The 19,928-nt window shown below is 71.6% G+C and carries 16 protein-coding genes; 14 read left to right on the forward strand and 2 right to left on the reverse strand.

Annotated elements, in window-relative coordinates:
• Positions 1 to 9 precede the first annotated feature (9 nt).
• Positions 10 to 1,635, forward strand: a complete 1,626-nt coding sequence (locus AB0D99_RS15655) for an NAD(P)/FAD-dependent oxidoreductase (protein ID WP_362361059.1) — start codon at positions 10 to 12, stop codon at positions 1,633 to 1,635.
• Position 1,636: 1 nt separating this feature from the next.
• Here the strand turns inward: AB0D99_RS15655 and AB0D99_RS15660 are convergent, their stop codons facing one another.
• Both AB0D99_RS15660 and AB0D99_RS15665 read right to left on the reverse strand, forming a co-directional pair.
• Positions 1,637 to 3,025, reverse strand: coding sequence for an FAD-binding oxidoreductase (locus AB0D99_RS15660; protein WP_362361062.1), 1,389 nt, complete (start codon positions 3,023 to 3,025; stop codon positions 1,637 to 1,639).
• Between the two features lie 134 nt (positions 3,026 to 3,159).
• Positions 3,160 to 4,962: a glycoside hydrolase family 15 protein gene (locus AB0D99_RS15665; protein WP_329122246.1), complete on the reverse strand. Its 1,803-nt coding sequence runs from the start codon at positions 4,960 to 4,962 to the stop codon at positions 3,160 to 3,162.
• 401 nt (positions 4,963 to 5,363) lie between these two features.
• On the opposite strand from AB0D99_RS15665, the gene AB0D99_RS15670 reads away from it, so the two are divergent.
• The 13 genes from AB0D99_RS15670 (at position 5,364) to AB0D99_RS15730 (ending at position 19,910) form a co-directional block, all read left to right on the forward strand.
• Positions 5,364 to 7,013, forward strand: a complete 1,650-nt coding sequence (locus tag AB0D99_RS15670; RefSeq protein ID WP_329122247.1) for a CTP synthase — start codon at positions 5,364 to 5,366, stop codon at positions 7,011 to 7,013.
• Between the two features lie 87 nt (positions 7,014 to 7,100).
• Positions 7,101 to 7,727 (forward strand): NUDIX hydrolase, encoded by a 627-nt coding sequence (locus AB0D99_RS15675; protein WP_362361067.1) that lies wholly within the window; start codon positions 7,101 to 7,103, stop codon positions 7,725 to 7,727.
• A 205-nt stretch (positions 7,728 to 7,932) separates the two neighbouring features.
• On the forward strand, positions 7,933 to 9,942 hold the full coding sequence (locus tag AB0D99_RS15680) for a tetratricopeptide repeat protein (protein ID WP_362361070.1): 2,010 nt from the start codon (positions 7,933 to 7,935) through the stop codon (positions 9,940 to 9,942).
• A gap of 146 nt (positions 9,943 to 10,088) precedes the next feature.
• On the forward strand, positions 10,089 to 11,204 hold the full coding sequence (gene ald, locus AB0D99_RS15685; RefSeq protein WP_362361073.1) for an alanine dehydrogenase: 1,116 nt from the start codon (positions 10,089 to 10,091) through the stop codon (positions 11,202 to 11,204).
• A gap of 440 nt (positions 11,205 to 11,644) precedes the next feature.
• Complete coding sequence (locus AB0D99_RS15690) at positions 11,645 to 12,688, forward strand: ParA family protein (RefSeq protein WP_229818740.1); 1,044 nt, start codon at positions 11,645 to 11,647, stop codon at positions 12,686 to 12,688.
• Positions 12,685 to 13,179, forward strand: coding sequence for a hypothetical protein (locus AB0D99_RS15695; RefSeq protein WP_362361455.1), 495 nt, complete (start codon positions 12,685 to 12,687; stop codon positions 13,177 to 13,179). Before AB0D99_RS15690 ends, AB0D99_RS15695 begins: the two co-directional genes overlap by 4 nt.
• A gap of 45 nt (positions 13,180 to 13,224) precedes the next feature.
• Positions 13,225 to 14,559, forward strand: a complete 1,335-nt coding sequence (locus AB0D99_RS15700) for a segregation/condensation protein A (protein WP_362361077.1) — start codon at positions 13,225 to 13,227, stop codon at positions 14,557 to 14,559.
• Positions 14,556 to 15,164, forward strand: coding sequence for an SMC-Scp complex subunit ScpB (gene scpB / locus AB0D99_RS15705; protein WP_362361080.1), 609 nt, complete (start codon positions 14,556 to 14,558; stop codon positions 15,162 to 15,164). The genes AB0D99_RS15700 and scpB overlap by 4 nt, the downstream gene beginning before the upstream one ends.
• The gene (locus AB0D99_RS15710; protein ID WP_362361083.1) at positions 15,164 to 16,258 is read left to right on the forward strand and encodes a pseudouridine synthase; all 1,095 of its coding nucleotides are present in this window, start codon (positions 15,164 to 15,166) and stop codon (positions 16,256 to 16,258) included. The genes scpB and AB0D99_RS15710 overlap by 1 nt, the downstream gene beginning before the upstream one ends.
• Positions 16,259 to 16,418: 160 nt before the next feature.
• On the forward strand, positions 16,419 to 17,072 hold the full coding sequence (gene pnuC, locus AB0D99_RS15715; protein WP_362361086.1) for a nicotinamide riboside transporter PnuC: 654 nt from the start codon (positions 16,419 to 16,421) through the stop codon (positions 17,070 to 17,072).
• Entirely contained in the window at positions 17,069 to 18,148 is a 1,080-nt protein-coding gene (locus AB0D99_RS15720; RefSeq protein WP_362361089.1) for an AAA family ATPase, read from the forward strand. Before pnuC ends, AB0D99_RS15720 begins: the two co-directional genes overlap by 4 nt.
• Entirely contained in the window at positions 18,145 to 18,894 is a 750-nt protein-coding gene (locus AB0D99_RS15725) for an NUDIX domain-containing protein (protein ID WP_362361092.1), read from the forward strand. Before AB0D99_RS15720 ends, AB0D99_RS15725 begins: the two co-directional genes overlap by 4 nt.
• Complete coding sequence (locus AB0D99_RS15730) at positions 18,891 to 19,910, forward strand: ADP-ribosylglycohydrolase family protein (protein WP_362361095.1); 1,020 nt, start codon at positions 18,891 to 18,893, stop codon at positions 19,908 to 19,910. The genes AB0D99_RS15725 and AB0D99_RS15730 overlap by 4 nt, the downstream gene beginning before the upstream one ends.
• Positions 19,911 to 19,928 lie beyond the last annotated feature (18 nt).

Here is a 19,928-nt window from a genome sequence, read left to right on the forward strand (position 1 = left end):
GAGCGCCTCATGGCACGCAGCAACCCGATGCACCTCCTGAACCGCCTCGCCGCCGAGCACGCCGACGCCCGCCGGCTGAACATCCCCGTCGACGAGTTGAGAGGGATGAGGTCCGACGCCGTCGGACGGCGCTCCCTCCTGAAGTACGCCGCCGCGGCCGGCATCGCCGTCTCCGCGGGCACGGCCGTCGCCCGGCCCGCGGTGGCACGGGCGGTGACCCCCGCCCGCGTCGCCGTCGTCGGGGCCGGCATCTCCGGCCTCACCGCCGCGCTCACCCTCCAGGACGCGGGCCTGAGCCCGACGCTCTACGAGGCCGACCCCGCGCGCGTCGGCGGCCGCATGTGGACCCAGCGGAGCCACTGGGCGTACGGCCAGACGTCCGAGATCGGCGGCGAGCTGATCGACACCGGACACAAGAAGATCCTCGAACTGTGCCGCCGCTTCGACCTGCCGACCGAGGACTTCCTCGGCGGCGGACCCAACGGAGCCGAGGAGGTCCTCTGGTTCGGCGGCGCGTACTACCCCCGTCATCAGGCCGACGAGGACTTCAACGCCGTCTACCAGTCGCTGCGCCGCGACCTGTCGGAGGCGGGGGAGGTCACCTGGAACCGGACGACGCCGACCGGTACCGCACTCGACACCATGTCGGTGTACGAGTGGATCGAGTCCCGGGTCCCCGGCGGGCACTCCTCGCCGCTCGGCCGCTTCATCGACGTCGCCTACAACGTCGAGTACGGCGCCGACACCACCGAACAGTCCTCGCTCGCGCTCGTCCTGCTCATGGGCTACCAGACCAATCCCGGCAACTTCAACGTCTGGGGCCTGTCCAACGAGCGCTACCACATCACCGGAGGCAACGACCGGCTCCCGAACGCCATCGCGGGCGCCCTCGCCCCCGGAACCCTGCGCAGGGGCTGGTCCCTGACCGCCGTGCGCGCGAACGCGGACGGCACGCAGACCCTGACCTTCAGCGAGGCCGGAGCCACCCGCACCGTCACCGCCGACCACACCGTCCTGTGCCTGCCGCTGCCGATCCTCAAGCGGCTCGACCTCACCCGTGCCGGATTCGACCCCCTGATGAAGAACCTGCTGCGGGATGCCCGGATGGGCCACTGCACCAAGCTCAACATGCAGTTCGGCACCCGCCCGTGGCGCGGCACGGGAGCCTGGCCGGGGGTGTCGGCCGGCGACTGCTTCACCGACAGCGAGGTCCAGCAGACCTGGGACACCACCAAGATCCAGGGAGGCACGGGAGGCATCCTCATCCAGTACGGCAGCGGCAGCCTCGCCGAGTCCCTGACGCCGGCGGGACCGTTCTCCACCGAGTCCGACCCGTACGTTCGCGCTCTCGTGACCCGGTACCTGAGCGGCATCGACGCCTTCTTCCCCGGCACCTCACAGGCGTACACCGGCCGGGCCCAGCTCTCCGCCTGGCACCGCAACCCCCACGCCCTCGGCGCGTACTCCTGCTGGCCGGTCGGCTACGTGCACCGCTACGCGGGGTACGAGGGCACCGCCCAGGGCAACGTCCACATCGGAGGGGAGCACTGCAGCTACGACTTCCAGGGCTTCATGGAGGGCGGCGCCACCGAGGGCGAGCGGGCCGCGAAGGAGGTGATCGCCGCCCTGAGGTGAGTCAGCGGGCCGGCGTGATGTTGTGGTTGAAGCGGAAGACGTTGTCCGGGTCGTAGGCGGCCTTGACCGCCGCGAGACGGCGGTAGTTCTCGGCGCCGAAGCCCGCGACGACCCGCTCCTCGCCCTCGGAGCCGATGAAGTTGAGGTACACGGCTCCGGTCGACCACGGCTCCGCGTCGGCCCGCACGTCCCGTACCCACTGCCTCGTGCGCTCGTCGTCGGCCGGGTCCTCCCAGGTCGCGAACGGATGGACCACCCAGGGCGCCGAGCGCCACGGGATCGGATGGCCGGCCGGCCCGGCCGCGACGGCGCCGCCCAGCATGAAGAGCACGTGCTGGGTGGCCGTCGGCATGGGAATCCTCTGGGCGCGTTCGCAGAAGAGGTCCACGGCCGAGTCCGGGAACTCGCGCAGGTACTCCGCCGACCAGTAGTTCCGCAGCCCCGGCGGGTCGTCGAGCATGCACTGCAGATCCGCGTACCCGATGTCGGTGACGACCTCGATCACGGGCTTCAGCGCGAACAGCGGCGCGCAGAGCTCGCGTACCTCGGCGACCGGGCCGGTGTAGGTGAGCAGCGTGCCGCAGAGCAGCTCGCCGACGAGGTGCTCCGGGACGAACGGCTCGGGGGGCGCGGGGAAGTAGATGACCCCGCCGCCCGCCTCGTCCGGGGCGGTGCCCGCCAGATCGCGGAAGGTACGGATCACCTCGGGCGCCGACTCGGGCAGGAAGAACAGCATCGCGATGCTCATCTGCGGCAGCTCGTGCAGCCTCAGGGTGAGCGAGGTCGCCACGCCGAAGTTGCCGCCGCCGCCGTGCAGCGCCCAGAACAGCTCCGGGTTCTCCTCCGCGTCCGTGTGCACGTGCTTGCCCTCGGCGGTGATCAGCTCGGCGGCGAGCAGGTTGTCGCAGGCCAGCCCGAACTTCCGCTCCAGCCAGCCCGATCCGCCGCCCAGCGTGAAGCCGCCGACCCCGGTCGTCGACACCCGTCCGCCGGTCGTGGCCAGGTGGAAGGGCTGGCAGGCGTGGTCCAGGTGGCTCATGGTCGCGCCGCCCTCGACGCGCACCGTCATGTGCTCGGGGTCGGCGACGACCGCGTGCATCCGTCGCAGGTCGACGACGAGACCGTCGTCGACGACGGAGGTCCCGGCGACGCTGTGCCCGCCGCCGCGCACGGCGATCGGCAGCTCGGTCTCCCGGCCGAAGAGGACGGCGTTGGAGACGTCCTCCGCCGTCGCGCACTGGGCGATCACCGCAGGACGGCGGTCGATCATGCCGTTGTGGATGGCCCGGGCCGCGTCGTAGTCCGGATCGCCCGGGACGTACACCTCCCCGGCCAGATCCTCGCGGAGCCCGGCCAGGGCGCTGTCCGGGACGGTGTGCTGGGGAGCCATGGGGAAGCCCCCCTTTCCTCGGGGGGACAGGACCCTTTCAGCGTATTCCGGGGCGCCCTTTCCCGCGTCCCGGCCGACCCCTCCGGAGCGCGTGAGCCAGGCGCCCCGGGGCAGGCGGGACTTCGCTACGCGTCCTAGCCGCCGTACGCGCCGCTCGCGGTCAGCCGCAGGGCCGTGTCGATCAGCGGAACATGGCTGAACGCCTGCGGGAAGTTGCCCACCTGCCGCTGCAGTCGCGGGTCCCACTCCTCGGCGAGGAGCCCCAGGTCGTTGCGGAGGGCCAGCAGCCGCTCGAAGAGCTTGCGGGCCTCGTCCACGCGCCCGATCATCGCCAGGTCGTCGGCGAGCCAGAACGAGCACGCGAGGAAGGCGCCCTCGTCACCCTCCAGGCCGTCCACGCCGGCCTCCTCGCCCGCGGTCGGGTAGCGCAGCACGAAGCCGTCCTCCGTGGACAGCTCCCGCTGGATCGCCTCGATCGTGCCGATGACCCGCTTGTCGTCCGGCGGCAGGAACCCCATCTGCGGGATCAGCAGCAGCGAGGCGTCCAGCTCCTTGGAGCCGTACGACTGCGTGAAGGTGTTCCGCTCCTTGTCGTAGCCCTTCTCGCAGACGTCCCGGTGGATGTCGTCGCGCAGCTCGCGCCAGCGCTCCAGCGGGCCGTCGGCGTCCCCGGACTCGATGAGCTTGATCGTGCGGTCGACCGCGACCCAGGCCATGACCTTGGAGTGCACGAAGTGCCGGCGCGGGCCGCGCACCTCCCAGATGCCCTCGTCGGGCTGGTTCCAGTGGGTCTCCAGGTACCGGATGAGCTTCAGCTGGAGCAGCGAGGCGTAGTCGTTGCGGGACAGGCCCGTCATGTGCGCCAGGTGCAGCGCCTCGGTGACCTCGCCGTAGACGTCGAGCTGGAGCTGGTTGGCGGCGCCGTTGCCGACCCGGACCGGTCCCGAGTTCTCGTACCCCGGCAGCCAGTCCAGCTCGGCCTCGCCGAGCTCCCGCTCACCGGCGATCCCGTACATGATCTGCAGGTTCTCCGGGTCGCCCGCGACCGCGCGGAGCAGCCAGTCCCGCCAGGCGCGGGCCTCCTCGCGGTAGCCGGTGCGCAGCATCGACGACAGCGTGATCGCCGCGTCGCGCAGCCAGGTGTAGCGGTAGTCCCAGTTCCGTACGCCGCCGATCTCCTCCGGCAGCGAGGTGGTCGGCGCCGCGACGATCCCGCCCGTCGGCGCGTACGTCAGCGCCTTCAGCGTGATCAGCGAGCGGACGACGGCCTCCCGGTACGGACCGTGGTACGTGCAGTGCTCGACCCACTCCCGCCAGAAGTCGACGGTGGCCTCCAGCGAACCCTCCGGGTCCGGCAGGGCGGGCGGCTCCTTGTGCGAGGGCTGCCAGCTGATCGTGAAGGTGACGCGGTCGCCCGGGGTGACGGTGAAGTCCGAGTACGTCGTCAGGTCCTTGCCGTGCGTCTCGGCGTCCATGTCCAGCCACACCGAGTCGGGACCCGCGACGGCGACCGTGCGGTCCCCGACCTTGTGGACCCAGGGCACCACCCGGCCGTAGCTGAACCGCATCCGCAGCGCGGAGCGCATCTGGACCCGGCCCGAGACGCCCTCCACGATCCGGATCAGCTGCGGCGCGCCGTCGCGCGGGGGCATGAAGTCGGTGACCCGGACCGTGCCGCGCGGGGTGTCCCACTCGGATTCCAGGATCAGCGAGTCGCCGCGGTAGCGGCGGCGGTCGGCGGGCGCGGGGGCCGCGCCGTTCGGCACGGCCGGACCGACACGCCAGAACCCGTGTTCCTCCGTGCCGAGGAGCCCGGCGAAGACGGCATGGGAGTCGAAGCGGGGGAGGCACAGCCAGTCGACGCTGCCGTCCCGGCAGACGAGGGCGGCGGTCTGCATGTCCCCGATGAGTGCGTAATCCTCGATGCGCCCGGCCACGTGCTCTCTCCAGTCGAACGGCCACGTCCGCCCCGCAGGGCGCTTGCTACAGATCAGCGGTCAACTGATGTTGACGATCGGCGGCGAGTGTCCGAGCAGGATACGACGCGGAGCAGCACTTACTTGTAACGCCATTGCGCCGATCGGGTGAGCACGGCTTGACGCCGCGACCACCCCGGTGCGGCCGTGTGACGGAGGCCGGTCGCCGTCCGTGTGCACCCGACTGCCCCGTGTGGCCGGAAGCGGTCTCCCGTTGTCGCTGATACCCTGGTACCCCGTGGACCGGTGGGAAACGGCGACAGCCGAGCCCCCGCAACCGCAGCGACGGCACCCCCCGATTCTTCCGGAGGGCACGCCGGAACGCACCTCCAGAACGCGACCACGGGAGCCCCCTCTTGGCGATGCCGCCCAAAACCACGACGACCAAGCACATCTTCGTCACCGGGGGTGTCGCCTCCTCCCTCGGCAAGGGCCTGACCGCCTCCAGCCTGGGTGCGCTCCTCAAGGCGCGGGGCCTGCGGGTCACGATGCAGAAGCTCGACCCGTACCTGAACGTCGACCCCGGCACGATGAACCCCTTCCAGCACGGCGAGGTGTTCGTCACCAACGACGGCGCCGAGACCGACCTGGACATCGGCCACTACGAGCGCTTCCTCGACGTCGACCTCGACGGCTCGGCCAACGTCACCACCGGCCAGGTCTACTCGCAGGTCATCGCCAAGGAGCGGCGCGGCGAGTACCTCGGCGACACCGTCCAGGTCATCCCGCACATCACCAACGAGATCAAGTCCCGGATCCGCCGCATGGCGACCGACGACGTCGACGTCGTGATCACCGAGGTCGGCGGCACGGTCGGTGACATCGAGTCCCTGCCGTTCCTGGAGACCGTCCGCCAGGTCCGCCACGAGGTCGGCCGCGACAACGTGTTCGTCGTGCACATCTCGCTGCTGCCCTACATCGGCCCGTCCGGCGAGCTGAAGACCAAGCCGACCCAGCACTCCGTCGCCGCGCTGCGCAACATCGGTATCCAGCCGGACGCGATCGTGCTGCGCGCCGACCGTGAGGTCCCCACCGCCATCAAGCGCAAGATCTCGCTGATGTGCGACGTGGACGAGGCCGCCGTCGTCGCCGCCATCGACGCCAAGTCGATCTACGACATCCCCAAGGTGCTGCACACCGAGGGTCTCGACGCCTACGTCGTGCGCAAGCTCGACCTGCCGTTCCGCGACGTGGACTGGTCCACCTGGGACGACCTGCTGGACCGCGTCCACAACCCGGAGCACGAGGTCACCGTCGCGCTCGTCGGCAAGTACATCGACCTGCCCGACGCGTACCTCTCCATCACCGAGGCCATGCGCGCCGGCGGCTTCGCCAACAAGGCCCGGGTCAAGGTCAAGTGGGTCACCTCCGACGACTGCAAGACCCCGGCGGGCGCGGCGAAGCAGCTCGGTGACGTCGACGCGATCCTGATCCCCGGCGGCTTCGGCGACCGCGGTGTCAACGGCAAGATCGGCGCGATCCAGTACGCCCGCGAGAACAAGGTGCCGCTGCTCGGCATCTGCCTCGGCCTCCAGTGCATCGTGATCGAGGCCGCCCGGAACCTGGCCGACATCCCGGAGGCCAACTCCACCGAGTTCGACGCCGCCACCGCGCACCCCGTCGTCTCGACGATGGAGGAGCAGCTCGCGTACGTCGAGGGCGCCGGCGACCTGGGCGGAACGATGCGCCTGGGCCTCTACCCGGCGAAGCTCGCCGAGGGCTCGATCGTCCGCGAGGTCTACGCCGACCAGCCGTACGTCGAGGAGCGCCACCGCCACCGCTACGAGGTGAACAACGCCTACCGCGCGGAGCTGGAGAAGAAGGCCGGCCTCGTCTTCTCGGGCACGTCCCCCGACAACAAGCTCGTCGAGTACGTCGAGTACCCGCGCGAGGTGCACCCGTACCTGGTCGCCACCCAGGCCCACCCGGAGCTGCGCTCGCGTCCGACGCGTCCGCACCCGCTCTTCGCCGGCCTGGTGAAGGCCGCCGTGGAGCGCAAGACGGGCAAGTAGTACCAGGCGTTAACGTTGCCGGGGTACGGGTCCTGCCGGGACCGGTACCCCGGCTTTCGTGTGTGGTTCGTGTGTGGGAGGACGCAGATGGAGTTGCAGGACACCCCTGAGGAGTGGCGGGTCGTCGCGACGACGACCCCGTTCCAGGGAGCGAAGACGAGTGTCCGTACGGACGACGTGGTCATGCCCGACGGCACGGTCGCCCGCCGCGACTACCAGGTCCACCCCGGCTCGGTGGCGGTCCTCGCCCTCGACGACGAGGACCGGGTGCTGCTGCTCAAGCAGTACCGGCACCCGGTGCGCCAGAAGCTCTGGGAGATCCCGGCCGGACTCCTCGACGTGCCGGGGGAGAACCCCTGGCACGCCGCGGAGCGGGAGTTGTACGAGGAGGCGCACGTCAAGGCCGAGGACTGGCGGGTGCTTGCCGACGTCTACACCACGCCCGGCGGTTGCGACGAGGCGGTACGGATCTTCCTGGCGCGGCACCTGTCCGAGGCGGAGGGCGAACGCTTCGAGGTCTCGGAGGAGGAGGCCGACATGGAGCTGGCCCGGGTCCCGCTGGCGGAGCTCGTACGCGGCGTACTCGCCGGTGAGCTGCACAACAACTGCCTGGTGGTCGGCGTCCTTTCGCTGGCGGCGGCCCGCGCGGCCGACGGCCTCGACGCGCTGCGCCCGGCGGACGCCCCCTGGCCGGCACGGCCGTTCGCGTCGTGACCCGCGGGTGTCGGGCAGGCGATCCGGTCCTGCGGATCGGGTGCCCACCCAAACCGGTCTGCGGTCTGAACATCTGCTGATCCGATCGGGGGATCTGTCCGCCCTGCCCGGCGGGGTGAGGCACCCGCCCTGAACTACGCTCGGGATCACCCGTGCGGAGACCCCCGCGGGATCGGTCGTGCGCAGGTGGACGGGAGTGTGGCCCGTGACGGATCAGGCGGTGGCAGCGGGCGGGGTGCGGAACTTCTTCGGGCGGCAGCGGGAGTTGAAAGCCCTGCGCGCCGACATCGAACGGACCGGACTCGACACCCTCGCCGGCCGCAAGGCACCCCGCGCACGCGTCCTGCTGATCGCGGGCCGGCCCGGATCGGGACGGACCGCGCTCGCCGAGGAGCTCGTCACCGGACTCACCGCCGCCTACCCCGACGGGGTGTTCCGCGCCCGGCTGACCGAGCCCGGCGGCGACCCGGTCCCCACCGGGCGCGTCGCGCAGGGGCTGCTCCTGGACCTCGGCATCGACGAACCGCCCGGCGCCGCCGAGGACGAGCTGACCGAGCTGGTCCGCGACGCCCTCGCGGAACGCCGCTGCGTCCTCGTCCTCGACGACGCCGTCGACGCCGAGCAGGTCGATCCGCTGATCCCCGACAACCCCGACGCCCTCGTCGTCGCCGTGGCGCGGGGACCGCTGACCGGGATCCCCGACGTCCGTCCGTGCACCCTGGGCGGCCTCGACCCCAAGTCCGCGATCGAGATGCTCACCACGTACACCGGATCCGTCCGGGTGACGGTCGACCCCCAGGCCGCCGAGACCCTCGCCGAGGAGTGCGGCGGCCAGCCGGCCGCCGTCGTCCTCGCCGGCGGCTGGCTCGCCGCCCGTCCGAAGGCGTCCGTCGCGGACCTGGCCAAACGGCTCCGCGCCCTCCCCGGCGACCCGGTCGCCCGCGCGTTCCAGCTGGCCCACGACGCGCTGGCCCAGCCGGCCGCCCGGATACTGCGATACCTCTCCCTCGCCCCCCTGGGCCGCGCCGACGCCCACACCGCCTCCGCCCTGGCCGGCTGCTCGGTCTCGGCGGCGGCCGGCACGCTGACCGGCCTCGTCGAGCTGGGCCTCGTCACCGACCGCGGAGACGGGGAGTACGAGGTTCCGGGCCATCTCGTCCCCTTCCTGCGTGCCCGTATGGAGGAGCGCGACCGGCCGGCCGAGGTACAGCTCGCCCGGGCCCGGATGCTGGAGCGGACCGTACGGCTCCTGCAGTCCTGCCGGGCCGTCACGGAGCCCGAGGGCTCCGCCGCCCGGAAGAAGCTCGCCGGGCTGCCCCGGGCCCTGCGGTTCCCGACCGTGCCCGCCGCCGCCGAATGGCTGACCGCCCGCAGGCCCGTCCTGCTGGCCTCCGCCCGCCTCGCCGTCGCCGACGGAGAGCTCGACACCCTGGCCCGCCGGCTCGTCTCCGCCCTGGTCAGGGCGGAGACGGCGCACCGGGGCGCCGAGGCCGCCGCCCCCGTCCTGTACGGCCTGCACCGGCTGGTCCTGGACGTGGCGGAGCGCCGGGGACTGCACCGGGAGCGGGCCGCCGCGCTGCTGAACCTCGCCGATCTGGACGCCGGGTCGGGTCGTACCCAGGAGGCCCTGGAGCGCTACCGGGCCGCTCTGGACGCCGGAAGGGCCGCGAACGATCCCTACGCGATCGGCCGGGCGATGGAATCCGTAGGCGGTTCCTACCAGGAACTGGGGGACTGGCAGCGGGCCGGCGACTGGTACGGCCGAGCGCTCGCCCAGCGACTCGCCCGTGACGAGAGGGCCGACCAGGCCCGGCTGTACGGACGGCTCGGCGCCGTACAGACCTATGCCGGCCGCTACGGCGAGGCCCTGCGGAACTGGCGCGCAGCCGCCGCGGGCTACCGGAGGCTCGCCGATCTGCCCGGCTACGCGCGGGCGTTGAGCGAGGCCGCCCGCGTCCAGGAGTACGCCGGCCGGCCCGAGGACTCCCTGCGGACCTGCGAGGAAGCGGTCGACTGGGCCCGGCGCGCCCAGGACGTGCGTCTCCAGGCCGCGCTCCAGCTCAGGCTGGCGGACACGCTCGACCGGCTCGGCGACCCCGCCGCTGCCAGGCTGCACCGGGCCGCGGCCGGGCGTCTGCTGGGGACGGATGAGGAAATCAGCCGGGGAACAGAACCCTCTGCCTGCGAAATCCGTAGTGCTTCGAACGAAGATTAATGCTTTGCAAGGCTAGACACGGGGAACTCCTTCATTAGACTGGGTGCGCCGCGATCGAACGCGGTCTGTCCTGGTGCGCGGTAGTGCATCCGGGTATGTATCGCAGTGCACCCCCGTTTCCCCTGAGTCAAGGACCGTGATCGACGATGAAGGTCGGCATCCCCCGCGAGGTCAAGAACAACGAGTTCCGCGTGGCCATCACCCCCGCCGGTGTCCACGAGCTCGTCCGTAACGGCCACCAGGTCTTCGTCGAGCAGAACGCCGGTGCGGGCTCCTCGATCACGGACGAGGAGTACGTCTCCGCCGGTGCGCAGATCCTGCCGACCGCGGACGAGGTCTGGGCCACGGCCGACCTGCTGCTGAAGGTCAAGGAGCCCATCGCCGAGGAGTACCACCGCCTCCGCAAGGACCAGACCCTCTTCACCTACCTGCACCTCGCCGCCTCCAAGGAGTGCACGGACGCCCTCCTGGAGTCCGGCACCACCGCCATCGCGTACGAGACCGTCGAGACCGCCAACCGCGCGCTCCCGCTGCTCGCCCCGATGTCCGAGGTCGCGGGTCGCCTGGCCCCGCAGGTCGGCGCCTACCACCTGATGCGCTCGGTGGGCGGCCGCGGCGTGCTCCCCGGCGGCGTCCCCGGCACCCACGCCGGCGAGTGCGTCGTCATCGGCGGCGGCGTCTCCGGCTGGAACGCCACGCAGATCGCCGTCGGCATGGGCTTCCACGTGACCCTGCTCGACCGGGACATCAACAAGCTCCGCGAGGCCGACAAGATCTTCGGCACCAAGGTGAAGACGATCGTCTCCAACGCCTACGAGCTGGAGAAGGCCGTCGTCGAGGCCGACCTCGTCATCGGCGCCGTCCTCATCCCGGGCGCCAAGGCCCCGAAGCTGGTCACCAACGAGCTCGTCGCCAAGATGAAGCCCGGAAGTGTCCTTGTCGACATTGCGATCGACCAGGGCGGCTGCTTCGAGGACTCGCACCCGACCACCCACGCCGAGCCGACCTTCCAGGTCCACGACTCGGTCTTCTACTGCGTCGCCAACATGCCGGGCGCGGTGCCGAACACCTCCACGTACGCCCTGACCAACGCCACGCTGCCCTACATCGTGTCGCTGGCGAACAACGGCTGGGTCGAGGCGCTGCGCCGCGACGCCGCGCTCGCCCTGGGTCTCAACACCCATGACGGCAAGGTCGTTTACAAGGAGGTCGCCGAGGCGCACGGCCTCGACCACGTCGAGCTGGCCAGCCTGCTGGGCTGAGCTCCTTAGACGTCGCGTCAACCCGCGCCGTCAACCTCACACATCCGGCCGGACCTTGGGCACCAAGGTCCGGCCGGATGTGCTTCCGGCCACTCCGGGGGCCTTGTTCAACTCGCCTCGAACGTAACCCTTTAACCGTTTCGCGCAGCCCTGAAACGTGCGGATGTATCGCCGCGCACCCTTGACAGAGGGGTGTTCGGTTGCCGACACATCGGGCCGGGTCCGGCGGATTGTGTTGCTGCGGAGCGGTGACACGCCATAGAGTCGCCAACCGTCGGCATGGTGCCACGCTGACCTATCGATAAATGTTCCTGGTCACATCCAAGGAGGTAAGACGACTTGTGAATGAGTCGACATTTACTCCCGGGGGCGGACAGCCAGGAATCCCTGTCGGCTCCGTCGCCGTCCGCACCTTCGCGACCGACGCGACGCATCAGCCCATGACGACAGCCCACACGATGAAGATGATGGACGGCCTACACGTGAACGCCACGGCCGGCAACGAGAGTGGCCGAGAGTCCACCCACTTCGCCGCCTACGACGAGGTGCCCGAGGGGCACTTCTACGACCCTGACGCCGAGTACGAGCCCGACCCGGAGTACGCGGCCACCCTCGCACCCGACGCTGCCCGTCAGCGCCGCGAGCGGATCGGCCCGACCGGACGGCCCCTGCCGTACTTCCCGATCCCGGGTCCGCTGACCGATCACGGACCCGCGAAGATCATCGCGATGTGCAACCAGAAGGGCGGCGTCGGCAAGACCACGTCGACCATCAACCTGGGTGCCGCGCTCGCGGAGTACGGGCGGCGGGTGCTGCTCGTCGACTTCGACCCGCAGGGAGCCCTGTCGGTCGGACTCGGTGTGAACCCGATGGAGCTCGACCTCACCGTCTACAACCTGCTCATGGAGCGGGGCATGTCGGCGGACGAGGTGCTGCTCAAGACCGCCGTGCCCAACATGGACCTGCTGCCGAGCAACATCGACCTCTCGGCCGCCGAGGTGCAGTTGGTGAGCGAGGTGGCGCGCGAGTCGACGCTGCAGCGTGCGCTGAAGCCGCTGATGAACGACTACGACTACATCGTGATCGACTGTCAGCCCTCGCTCGGCCTGCTGACCGTGAACGCCCTGACGGCGGCTCACAAGGTCATCGTGCCGCTGGAATGCGAGTTCTTCGCGCTCCGCGGTGTGGCCCTGCTGACCGAGACGATCGAGAAGGTCCAGGAGCGGCTCAACCCCGAGCTGGAGCTCGACGGCATCCTCGCCACGATGTACGACTCCCGCACGGTGCACAGCCGTGAGGTGCTGGCACGTGTCGTCGAGGCGTTCGACGACCACGTCTACCACACCGTCATCGGCCGTACCGTGCGCTTCCCGGAGACCACGGTCGCCGGTGAGCCGATCACGACGTACGCGTCGAACTCGGTGGGTGCCGCCGCCTATCGTCAGCTCGCCAGGGAGGTGCTCGCCCGGTGTCACGCCGAGTGAGTCTGCCCGGCGCCGACGAACTGTTCCGTACGACCGGGGGGATGGCGCTGCAGTCCTCCTCGCCCCGTGGCCGGGTACCGGCTCCGGCGGGCGAGAGCGACACGGAGGCGGCGGAGGGATCCGGCCCGTCGCCGGCGCCCGCTTCTCCCGCCGCCTCGGCCTCGGCCACCGCCGAGCACTCGGCGGCGGAGTCCGCGGAGCAGGGGGAGCCCCGGGCCCGCACGGCGGAGCCCGCGGCGCAGCCGCGCCGCCGAGGCCGGTCGCCGAACCGGCGGCCGAGCGGGCGTGAGCGGCACGACGAGAAGATCACGGTCTACGTCTCCGCCGAGGAGCTGATGGACCTGGAGCACGCCCGCCTGGTGCTCCGTGGCGAGCACGGGCTCGCCGTGGACCGGGGCCGGATCGTCCGCGAGGCGGTCGCGGTGGTCCTCGCGGACCTGGAGTCCCGCGGCGACGCGAGCATCCTCGTGCGCCGCCTGCGCGGCCGCTGACGGTAGCCTGCGGGCTGCCGCGCCCCTGCTCCTCCCTGGACCCCGATGCCCCCGCCCGACGAGACGTCCCGCCCACCGCACCGCCGCGCCCTGGGCAGGGGACCGGGCACCCGGACACCGCCCACGGCCGCCCAGCCGCCCGAGGCGCCTTCGCCTTCCGCCCCGGCGCCCGAGGCGGCCTCGCCCGCGGTTCACTCCGGGACCGCGCCCGAGGCGGCCTCGCCCGCGGTCCCGGAGTCCGTGGCGGACGATCCGACGCGACCGCGCGGGGCGGCGTCCCACCCCGCGACCACCGCCGACACCTCGGCGGACGCCCCGGCGGACAGCCTGACGGAGACTGCGGCGGGCCTCGCCGAGGCGGAGCCCGACGCCCGGACGGACGGCCCCGCGGAGGCCGCGGCGGGCCCCGCCGAGGAGCGTGAGCCGGTGGCCCCGGGCCGGGGCGCCGACGCGCGGCGGGAGGTTCCCGAAGCGCCGGCCGGCTCGGGTCCGGGGAGCCCCGCCGAGCCGGACGAGGCTCCCGGTGCCACCGGCGCCCCGAGCCCTCCCGGCGAGGGGTCCGGCCAGGAGGCCGGCGCGGGCGCGCCGGACGACGGCCGCTTCACCGTGCGGCTGGCGAACTTCGAGGGCCCCTTCGATCTGCTCCTCCAGCTCATCTCCAAGCACAAGCTGGACGTCACCGAGGTCGCCCTCTCCAAGGTCACCGACGAGTTCATGGCGCACATCCGGGCCATGGGACCCGACTGGGACCTCGATCAGACGACCGAGTTCCTCGTCGTCGCCGCCACACTGCTCGATCTCAAGGCCGCCCGGCTGCTGCCCGCCGCCGAGGTCGAGGACGAGGCCGATCTCGCGCTCCTCGAAGCACGGGACCTGCTCTTCGCGCGCCTCCTGCAGTACCGCGCGTACAAGCAGGTCGCCTCGATCTTCGAGGACCGGTGGGAGAGCGAGGGCCGCCGCTACCCCCGGACCGTCGGCCTGGAGGCCCACCACGCCGAACTGCTCCCCGAGGTCGTCATCTCCATCGGCGCCGAGGGCTTCGCCAAGCTGGCCGTGAAGGCCATGCAGCCCCGGGCCAAGCCGCAGGTGTACGTCGACCACATCCACGCCCCCCTCGTCAGCGTCCGCGAGCAGGCCGGCATCGTGGTGGCCCTCCTGCGCGAGCGGGGGAGCGTCAGCTTCCGGGAGCTCACCGACGGCGCCGAGGGCACCCTCACCGTCGTCGCCCGCTTCCTGGCCCTCCTGGAGCTCTACCGGGAGAAGGCCGTCGCCCTCGACCAGGAGGACGCCCTCGGCGAGCTCACCGTCACCTGGGTCGGCGGCGAGCGGGAGACCCAGGTCACCGACGAGTTCGATCAACCCGTGGAGGAGAAGGCATGAGCGACCTCAAGCCCGCCCTCGAAGCCGTCCTCATGGTCGTCGACGAGCCGGCCACCGAGACCCACCTCGCCAAGGTCCTGGAAAGGACCCCGCGCGAGGTCGGCGACGCCCTGCGCGAGCTCGCCGACGAGTACACCGCCCAGGGCCGGGGCTTCGAGCTGCGCCTCGTCGCCGGTGGCTGGCGCTTCTACACCCGCGCCGAGTTCGCCCCCGCCGTCGAGGCGTTCGTCCTCGACGGACAGCAGGCCCGCCTCACCCAGGCGGCCCTGGAGACCCTCGCCGTCGTCGCGTACCGCCAGCCGGTCAGCCGCTCCAGGGTCTCCGCGGTCCGCGGAGTGAACTGCGACGGAGTCATGCGCACCCTCCTCCAGCGCGGTCTCGTGGAGGAGGCGGGCGCGGAACCCGAAACAGGTGCGATCCTGTACAGGACGACGAACTACTTCCTGGAGCGGATGGGCCTGCGCGGCCTGGACGAGCTCCCGGAGCTCGCGCCCTTCCTCCCCGAGGCGGACGCGATCGAGGCGGACACGCTGGAGGGAGTCCCGTCGTTCGATCCGGATCTCCCGGATCGCGAAGACGCAGACGACAAGACGACGGACATTTGATGCGAAGCAGCAGCGGCAGGAACAGCGGAAACAACGGCGGGAGCCGTGGTGGCAACAGCGGTGGCCGCGGCAATTACCGGGGCGCCGGCAACAGCCGTGACGACCGGCAGGGTGGTGGCAACCCGCGTCGGCCGCGCCCCGAGGAGCGCAGCTACGACGTGGGCGGCCCCTCCGACGGCCCCAGGAAGGGCCGCGGCGCGGCCGCCCGCGGAGGCGCCAAGGGCGGACCGAAGCAGTCGCCGCAGCGCGGTGGCGGGCGTACGGCCCCGGCGCGCTCGCGCGAGTACGACGCCCGCGCCGAGGAGCGCAACCGGGAGCGGTACGCGAACAAGCCGCAGGTGAAGACCCCGAAGACCTTCCCCGGTGCCGAGCAGGAGGGCGAGCGGCTGCAGAAGGTGCTCGCCCGCGCCGGCATGGGCTCGCGCCGGGCGTGCGAGGAGCTGATCGAGCAGGCCAGGGTCGAGGTCAACGGCGAGATCGTGCTCGAACAGGGCATGCGCGTCGACCCGGAGAAGGACGAGATCAAGGTCGACGGCCTCACCGTCGCGACCCAGTCGCACATCTTCTTCGCGCTGAACAAGCCCGCCGGTGTCGTCTCCACCATGGAGGACCCCGACGGCCGCCAGTGCCTCGGTGACTACGTCACCAACCGCGAGACCCGGCTCTTCCACGTCGGCCGCCTGGACACCGAGACCGAGGGCATCATCCTCCTCACCAACCACGGTGAGCTGGCCCACCGCCTCACGCACCCGAAGTACGGCGTGAAGAAGACCTACCTGGCCGCCATCACCGGCCCGCTGCCCCGCGAGGTCGGCAGGCGGCTCAAGGACGGCATCCAGCTGGAGGACGGCTACGCCCGTGCCGACCACTTCCGCGTCGTGGAGCAGATCGGCAAGAACTACCTGGTCGAGGTCACGCTGCACGAGGGCCGCAAGCACATCGTGCGCCGGATGCTCGCCGAGGCGGGCTTCCCGGTCGAGAAGCTCGTGCGCACCGCCTTCGGTCCGATCGCCCTGGGCGACCAGAAGTCCGGCTGGCTGCGCCGGCTGACCAACACCGAGGTCGGCATGCTGATGAAGGAAGTCGGCATGTAGTCCCGCCCCACCGCTCCACGGAGAAGCCCGTGATCCGCCCGACGGCGGTCACGGGCTTCTCCGTGTCCGCCGCGCGCGTCAGCGTTCGATCATGCGCGTTCGTACTTGTGGCCGACACCCGCCGCACTTTATAGTCATGATGACTCTTAAGGAGGTGGGCGTGAGCCTCGCAAACCTGCTCGAACCCCTGCAGCAACCGCTCTTCACCCTGCTCGGCACCCCGGTCAGCTGGACCGAGGTGCTCGGCTTCGGCAGCGGTGCGCTCTGCGTCTGGCTGGTCGCCCGCCAGCACCTCGCCAACTGGCCCCTCGGCATCGCCAACAACCTCTTCTTCATCCTGCTCTTCTCGCAGGCGGGGCTGTACGCCGACGCCGGCCTCCAGATCGTCTTCATCGCCCTCGCCGTGTACGGCTGGTGGACCTGGACCCACGGGGGTGGACCAGGCTCCGACTCCCTCCCGGTGCGCCGCACCTCGCGCACCGAGTGGGCATGGCTGCTCACGGCGGGGGCGGTGGGGACCACGGCACTGACCCTGCTCCTCGCCCACGCCACCGACTCGACCGTCCCCTTCTGGGACGCCCTGACGACGGCGCTCTCCCTGATGGCGACCTACGGCCAGTGCCGCAAGCGCCTGGAGTCCTGGTGGCTATGGATCGCCGCCGACCTCGTGTACGTCCCCCTGTACGCGTACAAGGAGCTGTACCTGACCTCCTTGCTGTACGTCGGCTTCCTGACCCTCTGCGTCCTCGGCCTGCGCGGCTGGAGCCGGGACCTCACGGCGCGGCGCGCCCTGCCCGTGGAGGTGGCGGCATGAAGCGCTACGGACACGGACTGGTCCTCGGCAAGTTCTACCCGCCGCACGCCGGCCACCACCATCTCGTCCGCACCGCCCGCGACCGCTGCGAGCGCCTCACCGTGCTGGTCTGCGCCTCCTCCGTCGAATCCGTGCCGCTCGCCGAACGGGTCGCCTGGATGCGGGAGATCCACCCCGACGCCCTGGTCGTCGGCGCCGTCGACGACATCCCCGTCGATCTCCACGACCCCGACGTCTGGGCCGCCCACATGGCCGTCTTCCGGGCCGCGGTGCCCGAACAGGTCGACGCCGTCTTCACCTCGGAACCGTACGGCGAGGAGCTCGGCCGCCGCTTCGGCGCCGAATCCGTCTGCGTCGACCCCGACCGCACGCTGTTCCCCGTCTCCGGCACCGCCGTCCGCAAGGACCCCGTCGGCTGCTGGGACTACCTGGAACCCCCGGTGCGGGCCGCGCTCACCCGCCGCGTCGTCGTCCTCGGAGCCGAGTCCACCGGCACCACCACCATGGCCCGCGCCCTGGCCGAGCACTACCGCAAGCGCGGCGGCGTCTGGGCCCGCACCCGCTACGTACCGGAGTACGGGCGCGAGTTCAGCGAACTCAAGCTCGCCGAACTGCGTGCCGCGCGCCCCGACGCCACCTGGGCGGACGTCACCTTCCGCTCCGAGGAGTTCCCCCTGATCGCGCTGCGCCAGGCCGAACTGGAGGAGGAGGCGGCACGCGCCGGATCGCCCGTGCTCTTCTGCGACACCGACGCCTTCGCCACCACCATCTGGCACGAGCGGTACATGGGCACCGCCAACCCCGCCGTCGGCGAGATCGCCGCCCGCGGCCGCCAGCACCTCTGGCTCCTCACCGACCACCGGGGCGTCGACTTCGAGGACGACGGACTGCGCGACGGAGAGCACCTGCGGCCCTGGATGACCGCCCGCTTCGTCACCCAGCTCGCCCACACCGGCCGCAGGACCGCCGTCCTCAGCGGAGCGCACGAGGAGCGGCTCGCGGCGGCCGTCACCGCCGTGGACGCGCTGCTCACCGAGGGCTGGGACCTCGCCGACCCCCTCCCGGAGCGCCGATGAGCCCCCACCGGACCCCCGCGGGCTACGACCGGCATGCCTTCGAGCCCTTCGCCGTCACCGTCGACCTCGCCGTCTTCACCCTCCGCGAGGACCGGCTCTACGTCCTGCTCGTCGAGCGCGGCCAGGCGCCGTACACCGGATCATGGGCGCTGCCCGGCGGGTTCGTCCTGCCCAGGGAGTCCGCCGAGGTCGCGGCCCGCCGCGAACTGGCCGAGGAGACCGGCCTCTCCGTGGACACCGTCTCCGGACTCCACCTCGAACAGCTGCGGACGTACAGCGAACCGGACCGCGACCCGAGGATGCGGGTCGTCTCGGTCGCCTTCGCCGCGCTCGTCCCGGACGCCCCCGAGCCGCGCGGCGGCGGCGACGCGGCGTGCGCGCGGTGGATGCCGTACGGGGAGCGGACGGCCTACGGGCCGCTCGCCTTCGACCACGACCGGATCCTCGCCGACGCGCACGAACGGGTCGGCGCCAAGCTCGAGTACACCTGTCTCGCCACCGCCTTCTGCCCGCCCGAGTTCACCCTCGGCGAGCTGCGCCAGGTGTACGAGACGGTCTGGGGCGTCGAACTCGACCGCCCCAACTTCAGACGCAAGGTCCTCGCCACGCCCGGCTTCGTCCAGGCCGTCGCAGGACCACCGCGCCTCACCGGCGGACGGGGGAAACCGGCCGCTCTCTACCGGGCGGGCGAGGCCACGGCCCTGCACCCGCCACTGCTGCGACCGGAAGGACGACCCACCCCATGACCACCAAGCAGGCCGCCACCGGCTCCCTCATCGGACTCGCGCTCGGCGACGCGCTCGGCTTCCCGACCGAGTTCCACGACGTGCCCGCGATCCTGGCGAAGTGCGGACCGTGGCGGGAGATGGAGCTGCCCGGCGAGAAGCAGGGCACGGCGTACATCACGGACGACACGCAGATGACCCTCGCCTTCGCCCGCGGCATCCGCACGGCGATGGACCGGGGCGTGCTCGCCCCCCAGCGGCTCGCCGGGCCGGTCCGCGAGGAGTTCGTCGACTGGTACCACTCCCCGGAGAACAACCGCGCCCCCGGAAACACCTGCCTGCGCGCCTGCGCGCTCCTCGACGGCGACCGTGCCTGGCAGGACGCCAGCCAGATCCACTCCAAGGGCTGCGGCGCCAACATGCGGGTCGCGCCCATCGGCCTCGTACCCGGACTGAGCGACGAGCAGCGGTCCGGCGCCGCCCAGCTGCAGTCCGCGCTCACCCACGGCCACCCGACCGCGCTCGCCGCCTCCGACCTGACGGCCCGCGCCGTGTACCTGCTCGCCCAGGGCATCGAGCCCACCGGCCTGGTCGGCCACCTGCGCTCGTACGCCTACGAGAACCGCTCCGTCTACCGCGAGAACTGGCTCGGCGACCTGTGGACCCGTTCCCAGGACCCCTCGGCCCGCCACTTCATCGAGCGCGGCTGGGACGAGTGCCTGGCGGTCCTGGAGAGGCTGGACGCCGCCCAGCGCACCGCGGACCCGGAGCTGGACCCCTGCGCCTACACCGGCGACGGCTGGATCGCCGAAGAGGCCCTGGCCACCGGCCTCCTCTGCTTCCTGCTCTTCCCCGAGGAACCCGTCACCGCCCTGCGCCGAGCCGCCTGCACGCGCGGCGACTCGGACTCGATCGCCTGCCTCGCGGGCGCGTTCGCGGGCGCCCACCTGGGTGCCGGCGCGTGGCCGAAGGAGTGGGAGGAGCGGATCGAGCACCGCAGCGAACTGGTGGCGCTCGGCGCCCTCTGGGACCTCTGACCGCACCTGGGAGACTCG

Origin of the sequence: Streptomyces sp. NPDC047971, assembly GCF_040653355.1 — a bacterium.
Classification (GTDB): domain Bacteria; phylum Actinomycetota; class Actinomycetes; order Streptomycetales; family Streptomycetaceae; genus Streptomyces.

Coding starts and splice junctions, on each gene's coding strand:
- AB0D99_RS15710 (WP_362361083.1), top strand. CDS start 15,164: ATGCGAAGCAGCAGCGGCAGGAACAGCGGAAACAACGGCGGGAGCCGT.
- AB0D99_RS15655 (WP_362361059.1), top strand. CDS start 10: ATGGCACGCAGCAACCCGATGCACCTCCTGAACCGCCTCGCCGCCGAG.
- AB0D99_RS15660 (WP_362361062.1), bottom strand. CDS start 3,025: ATGGCTCCCCAGCACACCGTCCCGGACAGCGCCCTGGCCGGGCTCCGC.
- AB0D99_RS15675 (WP_362361067.1), top strand. CDS start 7,101: ATGGAGTTGCAGGACACCCCTGAGGAGTGGCGGGTCGTCGCGACGACG.
- AB0D99_RS15690 (WP_229818740.1), top strand. CDS start 11,645: ATGACGACAGCCCACACGATGAAGATGATGGACGGCCTACACGTGAAC.
- scpB (WP_362361080.1), top strand. CDS start 14,556: ATGAGCGACCTCAAGCCCGCCCTCGAAGCCGTCCTCATGGTCGTCGAC.
- ald (WP_362361073.1), top strand. CDS start 10,089: ATGAAGGTCGGCATCCCCCGCGAGGTCAAGAACAACGAGTTCCGCGTG.
- AB0D99_RS15700 (WP_362361077.1), top strand. CDS start 13,225: ATGCCCCCGCCCGACGAGACGTCCCGCCCACCGCACCGCCGCGCCCTG.
- AB0D99_RS15670 (WP_329122247.1), top strand. CDS start 5,364: ATGCCGCCCAAAACCACGACGACCAAGCACATCTTCGTCACCGGGGGT.
- AB0D99_RS15720 (WP_362361089.1), top strand. CDS start 17,069: ATGAAGCGCTACGGACACGGACTGGTCCTCGGCAAGTTCTACCCGCCG.
- AB0D99_RS15725 (WP_362361092.1), top strand. CDS start 18,145: ATGAGCCCCCACCGGACCCCCGCGGGCTACGACCGGCATGCCTTCGAG.
- AB0D99_RS15730 (WP_362361095.1), top strand. CDS start 18,891: ATGACCACCAAGCAGGCCGCCACCGGCTCCCTCATCGGACTCGCGCTC.